Source organism: Bradyrhizobium sp. P5_C12, assembly GCF_054049735.1.
This window is the reverse complement of record NZ_JBFULU010000064.1, coordinates 35,902-42,346: the sequence shown is the minus strand read 5'-3', so window position 1 is coordinate 42,346 and position 6,445 is coordinate 35,902. Positions and strand designations below refer to the sequence as shown.

Below are 6,445 nucleotides of genomic sequence, written 5' to 3'. Positions count from 1 at the left end.
ATCTTCACCTCGGGTGGAAGCGCCGCGAGCGGAAATTGGTCGACCCCGGCCCCGACCGAAAACAGGATCTCAAGATTGCGGTACCGCTCAAGCCCCTCCGGCACCGTCCAACTGATGACATAGCGCACCAGGCCAGAATCGACCGTGGCCGGATCATTCGCGAAGGAAAGGTCCGGGAGTTCGCGGGCGAAGGCGCTGCGAAACACCGCCTCACGCTGCGCGTCGGAATTAAAGAGAAAAGTCATGGGTCTATCTTGAGGCGCAGAGAATGGCGGGGTTCGCCGGACGGAGCCATCGTAACGGGCGGCGCCCTGGTTTCATGCCGAATGCGGTGGCGATTTGGTGGATTGTTTCGTGAGGCAGCCGTTCTGAAATGTATTCTGCCGCGACGCCTGATCTATGCTGAGATTGGCTGATGCCTTGTAACGAGTCCGAATTGCCACCATTCGAGCGGCGTCCAATGCCGATCAGAGGAACGACATGAAAAGTCGCGGTTCCGCTTCGCGGACGATCGATGCGTTCCAGGCGCGTGCGGTCGACATCGACACGGTCGACCTGGACCAGCTTCATGCGCTCTCGATCGGCGTCGGCTGGCCGCACCGCGCCGAGGATTGGCAGTTTCTGCGGGACGTCGGCCACGGCATCGTCGCTCACGATGAGATTGGACGGGCACTGGGCTCAGCGATGTGGTTTCCCCATGGCTCGGATTTTGCCACTGTTGGCATGGTCATCACCTCTCCCCGGCTTCAGGCACGCGGCACGGCACAGTGGCTCATGAAGCGCGTTTTTTCCGAGTGCAAGGAACGCAATCTCCGTCTCAATGCCACGCGCGCAGCGCGCAAGCTCTATCGTTCGCTAGGCTTCCGTCCCGAGAGGACGGTGTTTCAACGTCAAGCTGAGGCGCAGCGGTCCGACGAGATGCCCCGCACTCCGGAAGGCGCCGAGCTGCGTCGTCTGGACCAGGGGGATCTTGCGGCTGTCGCTGAACTCGATGCGCGGGGGTTTGGCGCATCGCGCGCAGAGCTGCTTGCTGCTCTCTTGCAGCAATCAGCTGGGCTCGGACTCTACCGGCATGACCGCCTCGAGGCCTTTGCGCTGTGCCGCCCGTTTGGACGCGGTCATGTCATCGGGCCCGTGGTGGCGTCAAATGACAAGGACGCGATCGTCGTAATCGCACCGCACATGACTGCCCATGAGGGAGAGTTTCTGCGAATCGATAGCCACCTCGCCAAGGGCGAGTTCTCCTCCTTCGTGGCGCGAGCAGGCCTTGCTGTTTTTGACACCGTTACGACGATGTCGCTGGGAGGAGACTTCCGTGACCCCAACGAGCATTCTGGAAGCATGCCCGTAACCTACGCACTGGCAAGCCAGGCGCTTGGTTGAGGCAAATCAATGGGTGTTCGCCGCGGGAGCGCTTTGAGCATCGCTTTCTTTAAGCGAACTGTAACGGCCCTAAGCGCCTGATCCGCTCTGTACGGAAAGGCATACGGATCGTGTATCTAAACGGCAGCTTTTGGCGCAAAGCGGCCGTTGGAGTGTACATATTGGATCTCAATGGCTCCTGCTGGCTGGACCTAGCTCAAACTTCCCCATGATGGCTTGGAGCGAGAATGTAAGTCTTTCAATCGGTTAATCTTACGAGAAGCGGACGAGGCGCTAGCAGTCCAGCAAGTCTCGTTTTGACCCTGGCTGTGTGAAAAGTCGCGAGTCGGCTATCTGCTGACCAGTTGACTGCGCCTGGATTCACCTGGCGAATTGATAAGGGAAACCGACAAATGGAGCAAATTGCCAACTGATAAGCTTTGGTCGCAAAGCTTATCAGTTGATGTTAAAGAGTGCGGTATGTTGCCGTCCGCGGCCGCGTCTCCATCGCACAGTTGCGTGGCGGATGGACGGCGAAATGGCGCCCGATGCGGGGAACGAAAGCGACTAAATGCCTCGACGCCGGAGCAAGTTGCTGGGTACGGCGTGATGGGATCCTAGTGTCGGTCGACGGGTTTCGAGACTCGTTGACGATGTGCGTGATCATTTTCGCCAAGTGGCACCAGCGACGGCCCCGGCCAACTCGCAGAGATTGGACGAGTGGACCTGCTTCTTGCATTCTGGCTCTCCGGGCGCCGCGTCGAGTTGCGAGCGCAACTCTCGTGCGACGCGGCTCGCGACCGTCTCGCAACATTGTGGACCTCTAGGAGGCTGCTAGCGTCTCAATGAATTCTTCCATTGACGGCTGCTGTGCGTATTGCAGCTTAAGAAGATCTTCAACCTTGAGATTGGTATAGCGCTGGAGTTGTCGCCAATCTTTGTGACCGGTGACCAGTGCTACCTTTTCAATTGGGAGTCCTGCCTCGAACAGGCGGCTCGTTCCCTCGTGACGCAGATCGTGGAAATGCAGGTCTTCGATCTTGAGTTCATCGCATGCCCGGGTGAATGCCGCGCTTACGGATCTGTGGTTATGGGAAAGATTCGTCCATAGCCTCGAGTCACAATCCGCTGCTGAAGCACGACCTCCCACGCGTCATAGCCGGTTAGGTTGAGCAAAGGGACCTTCTGGTCATTTCCATCCTTATTCCTTGGATCCTTTCTGTCTTGAATGACCACCAATCGTTTTTTCATGTCAACCAGTGGCCACTCGGGTTTGCAGATCTCTTCCTGGCGCAAAGTCGTCGCCACGGCATATCTGACGATCCGTCCCATCGGTATAAATTGCCGATGGTTCGTCTCAAAGTATTCGATTAGTTCATCGCGTTCGTCTTGTGTGGGACGTCCGTCACGCTCTTTGCTCTTTCCAACCAAATTGAGGTGACTTAAAGCGACGCGCGCGAGGCGGGCTTCCTCGGCTGAAACCTCGATGCCGTGCACAGCGGCGGCATGCGTTATGATTGTGCGGATGAAAGACAAATCGATCGCCAACGTCGCGGGGCCAGCACCCTGCTTGGCACGCTTTCTTCCGAACTCGATGAGCCGCTCTCGATTGAGAGCGGGCAGCTTCACACTGCCGAGCTCCGTCTTGAGCGACGCCATCACGGCAGCTTTTGATCGGCGAGGGGGTTTTCCAACTTCGCGCATGTCTTCGTCGTGCAGGTCGATCAGGTCGCCAAATGTGCGAATGTTCCGGACTACGCGTGGCTTTGACGATCCGTTGCGGTCAATGTTGCGCTCCATCTCGAGCGCCCGTTCTTCTCCGTCCTTGCGTCGTCGGAACGTCTCGGCCACATAACGGGTCTTGCGGCGGACTTGGACGCGCCAGTTTCCAGATGCCAATTGAGTGAAGGTCGCCACGCGTGTGCACTCCGGCTTTCGTGTGCACTATGTGTGCACCGAGAGGTCAAAACGGGTACAAACGTGTGCAATTTCGGCTAGTTTGGAGTGCACACGTTCTTCTTCCATCCCATTGAGATAGTAGGGCAAACGTTTGAAATCGCAAGACTATCGTTTTTCCGTCGCCCCCATGATGGATTGGACCGACCGGCACTGCCGGGTGTTCCACCGTCACCTGACCCGTCGGGCGCTGCTCTATACGGAGATGCTGACGACCGGCGCCATCATTCATGGCGACCGGGAGCGGCTGCTTGGATTCGACGCGGTGGAGCATCCGGTGGCGCTTCAGCTTGGCGGGTCGGACCCGCGCGAGCTCGCGCAGGCTGCGCGGATCGGCGAGGAGTTCGGCTATGACGAGATCAATCTCAATGTCGGCTGCCCGTCGGACCGCGTGAAGGATGGCCGCTTCGGCGCCTGCCTGATGGCGGAGCCGGAGCTCGTGGCGAGGGGCGTCGATGCGATGAAGCGTGTGGTCGCGGTGCCCGTCACCGTGAAATGCCGCATCGGCATCGACGACCAGGATCCGGAAGTGGCGCTCGATACGCTGGCGCGTGCGGTGGTCGCCTCCGGCTGCGACGCGTTGATCGTGCATGCCCGGAAAGCCTGGCTCAACGGCTTGTCGCCGAAGGAGAACCGCGACATCCCGCCGCTCGACTACGATCGTGTTTATCGCCTCAAGCGCGCGATGCCGGACGTGCCTGTCATCATCAACGGCGGCATCCCGGGCATCGACGCGGCGAAAGCACATCTCGAACACGTCGACGGCGTGATGCTCGGCCGCGCTGCCTATCAGGATCCGTGGCGCCTGCTCTCCGTCGATGCCGAGATCTTCGGCGAGGCGGCGCCGCATGCGACCATGCAGGACGCGCTCGAGGCGATGATGCCCTATATCGAGGAGCAGCTCGCGCGCGGCACGCGGCTGCACGCCATCACGCGGCATTTCGTGGGCGCGTTCCACGCCGTACCCGGCGCGCGCGCCTTCCGCCGCCATCTCGCCGAGCTGGGGGTGAAGCCGGGCGCGGGCACCACCGTGCTGCGCGATGCGATCGCCCGGATCGGCAGCGGCGCGCCGGCCGAGGCCGCTGCGTAGCCACTTTGCGCGGAGTGCTCCGAAGGGCCTGATGAGGGATTCGGCGCTTCGGAGCGTGGTCGCTCAGCGGAATAGGTCGAAGTGATAGTTCACGCCGACGCGGAAGGTGTGGAATTTCGCGGCGTTCCAGTCCGGCAGATCGTCGTGCTTGAACTCGGTGTAGAGATACTCGGCCTTGGCCGACCATTTCGGCAGGAACGCCCATTCGACGCCGCCGCCCGCGGTCCAGCCCATCTTCATCTTGTTGAGGCCGCCGTCCTTCAATTCGCCGGTGGCAAGACCTGCGGTCCCGAAGAACAGAAGTCGTGAATCCATTGTCGCGATGCCGGCGCGGGCGCGGCCGGTCATGTACCAGGGCAGGCTGACGGCCGCGCTGTTGACGGCGTCGTGGTTCTTCAGGTCGGTGCCCTCGAAATCGTTCTCGATGCCGACCACGAACATCGGCGAGATCTGGTAATTGTAGCCGATCTGCACGCCGCCGACGGCGCCCTTGATCTTGCCGCCGCTGGTTCCCACGAGATTGTTGAAGGCGTCGTCGGCGCTCGTGCCGTAGCCCGCATTGAAGCCGGCATAGAGGCCTGTCCAGGAATAGACCGGCTGCGGTGCCGTATAGGCAGGCGCCGCATAGCGCGGCGACAGGTCCGCTGCGCCCGCGCTGCCCGCGGCGAACGCGATGGCAAAGGGCAGGGCGCTCATCGCGCGACGTAAGGCGGCTTTGGCAGTCATGTCTCAATCTCCCACTTGGCCGCCTCCGTCAGGGAGCAGCCCTTGTCCAACCCCGATCCGGGAATGGCTCTCTTATAAACCGACTGGGCGGTTTGTAAATGACGGAAATGCCACACCGGCACGCGTTCGGAGCAACTCGCTTCCGAATGCTGGGTGTTAGCTACTGCCTTTGTCAGGGGGTGGTCTGTTGCAGGGCCAGGCGATGCCCGCCATGACGAAGCGGATGGCTGAGCTCTGCATATCCCTCCCGATCTACGGCTGACGTCGCGGAAAGATCCGGCCGACTGGTTCGGGATATTGCGGAAGGAGCTCAACGCGAGGCACATAGCGCCCCTCGTCGATCTCGCGCCGGACATGCGCGGCGATCTCTTCCATCGGTGCAAACCAGACGTCGCCTTGCGCGACCGTCCGCTCGAGGAAGCCGGCGAACACGTGCCAACGCGCGAGCCGTCCCGTCGCGAAGGGATGCAGCGTCGGGATCCACAACCCGCCATAAGCGTAGGCCGCCTGGAATTCCTCCAGGAAAGCCGCAAAGCCGTTGCTGGGGCTGCGCACGGGCATGAAGTAGTCGAGGTCGAAGGACTGGACATATTGCGGCCAGTCGTCGAGGCCCCAATGCGTAGGCAGCTCGATTAGCTCGCCGCTGTTCGCCCTGCTCTTGATGACATAGGGCACATCATCACCCATCAGCGAAGCATCATAGGTGAAGCCTCTTCCCAGCAGCAGGTCGAGGGAGCGATGCGAGAAATTGTAGAGGGGCGCCCGCCAACCGCGTGGCGCCTGTCCCGTCGCCTTGCGGATGATGTCGATGCCGAGATCGAGCCAATAGGCCTCCTCTTCCCGTGTCTGGTCGAGCGGGTTCTCGTGAATATAGCTGTGATGCCCGATCTCGTGGCCGCCGGCGAGCATCGCCTCGATGGCGGAGGGATACTGTTCGATACACCAGGCCGGAACGAAGAAGGTCTGCTTGATTCCGAGCTGCCGATAGGTCTCGACGATGCGCGGCACCGCGACGGTCGGCCCATAGCGCAGCATGGAAATGCCCGAGACGCGGTGATTGCCGTCACCGGGGTGCTCGACATGGATCAGGCTGTCGGCATCCATGTCGAACGTCAGGCAGCAGGCGCACTTCGCTCCGTTGGGCCAGCGGACGGGGTTGGCGATCATTCGTGGCGCCTCCGGAGTCGGTCTGCCATTCAAGCGCTCAGCTCTTTCGAAGCCGGCGGCGGTTTCGAGCCCATGCATTGGGCATGCCACCACCCTCCAGCGCGCTGATGCCGGTCGCCGCCGCGGAATTGTCATATCAACTGG

Annotated in this window: 6 protein-coding genes and 1 pseudogene; 2 read left to right on the top strand and 5 right to left on the bottom strand. The window is 61.1% G+C overall.

Going from position 1 to position 6,445, the window contains the following annotated elements:
- Nucleotides 1-245 (bottom strand): annotated as a pseudogene (locus ACXJMY_RS34295) (glyoxylate/hydroxypyruvate reductase A); the annotation flags it as partial.
- 235 nt (nt 246-480) lie between these two features.
- Here ACXJMY_RS34295 and ACXJMY_RS34290 point away from each other — a divergent pair.
- Complete coding sequence (locus ACXJMY_RS34290; protein ID WP_456623777.1) at nt 481-1,383, top strand: GNAT family N-acetyltransferase; 903 nt, start codon at nt 481-483, stop codon at nt 1,381-1,383.
- A gap of 802 nt (nt 1,384-2,185) precedes the next feature.
- On the opposite strand, the gene ACXJMY_RS34285 is transcribed toward ACXJMY_RS34290, so the two are convergent.
- Entirely contained in the window at nt 2,186-2,512 is a 327-nt protein-coding gene (locus ACXJMY_RS34285; protein ID WP_456623776.1) for a tyrosine-type recombinase/integrase, read from the bottom strand.
- Nucleotides 2,437-3,279 (bottom strand): site-specific integrase, encoded by an 843-nt coding sequence (locus ACXJMY_RS34280; RefSeq protein WP_456623775.1) that lies wholly within the window; start codon nt 3,277-3,279, stop codon nt 2,437-2,439. The genes ACXJMY_RS34285 and ACXJMY_RS34280 overlap by 76 nt, the downstream gene beginning before the upstream one ends.
- 133 nt (nt 3,280-3,412) lie before the next feature.
- Between ACXJMY_RS34280 and dusA the strand changes: the two genes are divergently transcribed.
- Nucleotides 3,413-4,408: a tRNA dihydrouridine(20/20a) synthase DusA gene (gene dusA, locus ACXJMY_RS34275; protein ID WP_456623774.1), complete on the top strand. Its 996-nt coding sequence runs from the start codon at nt 3,413-3,415 to the stop codon at nt 4,406-4,408.
- A gap of 63 nt (nt 4,409-4,471) precedes the next feature.
- Here dusA and ACXJMY_RS34270 read toward each other — a convergent pair whose 3' ends face one another.
- The gene (locus ACXJMY_RS34270) at nt 4,472-5,134 is read right to left on the bottom strand and encodes an outer membrane protein (RefSeq protein ID WP_456623773.1); all 663 of its coding nucleotides are present in this window, start codon (nt 5,132-5,134) and stop codon (nt 4,472-4,474) included.
- A 252-nt stretch (nt 5,135-5,386) separates the two neighbouring features.
- A complete protein-coding gene (locus ACXJMY_RS34265) occupies nt 5,387-6,301 on the bottom strand; it encodes a polysaccharide deacetylase family protein (RefSeq protein WP_456623772.1) in 915 nt (304 codons plus the stop codon).
- Nucleotides 6,302-6,445: the final 144 nt, after the last annotated feature.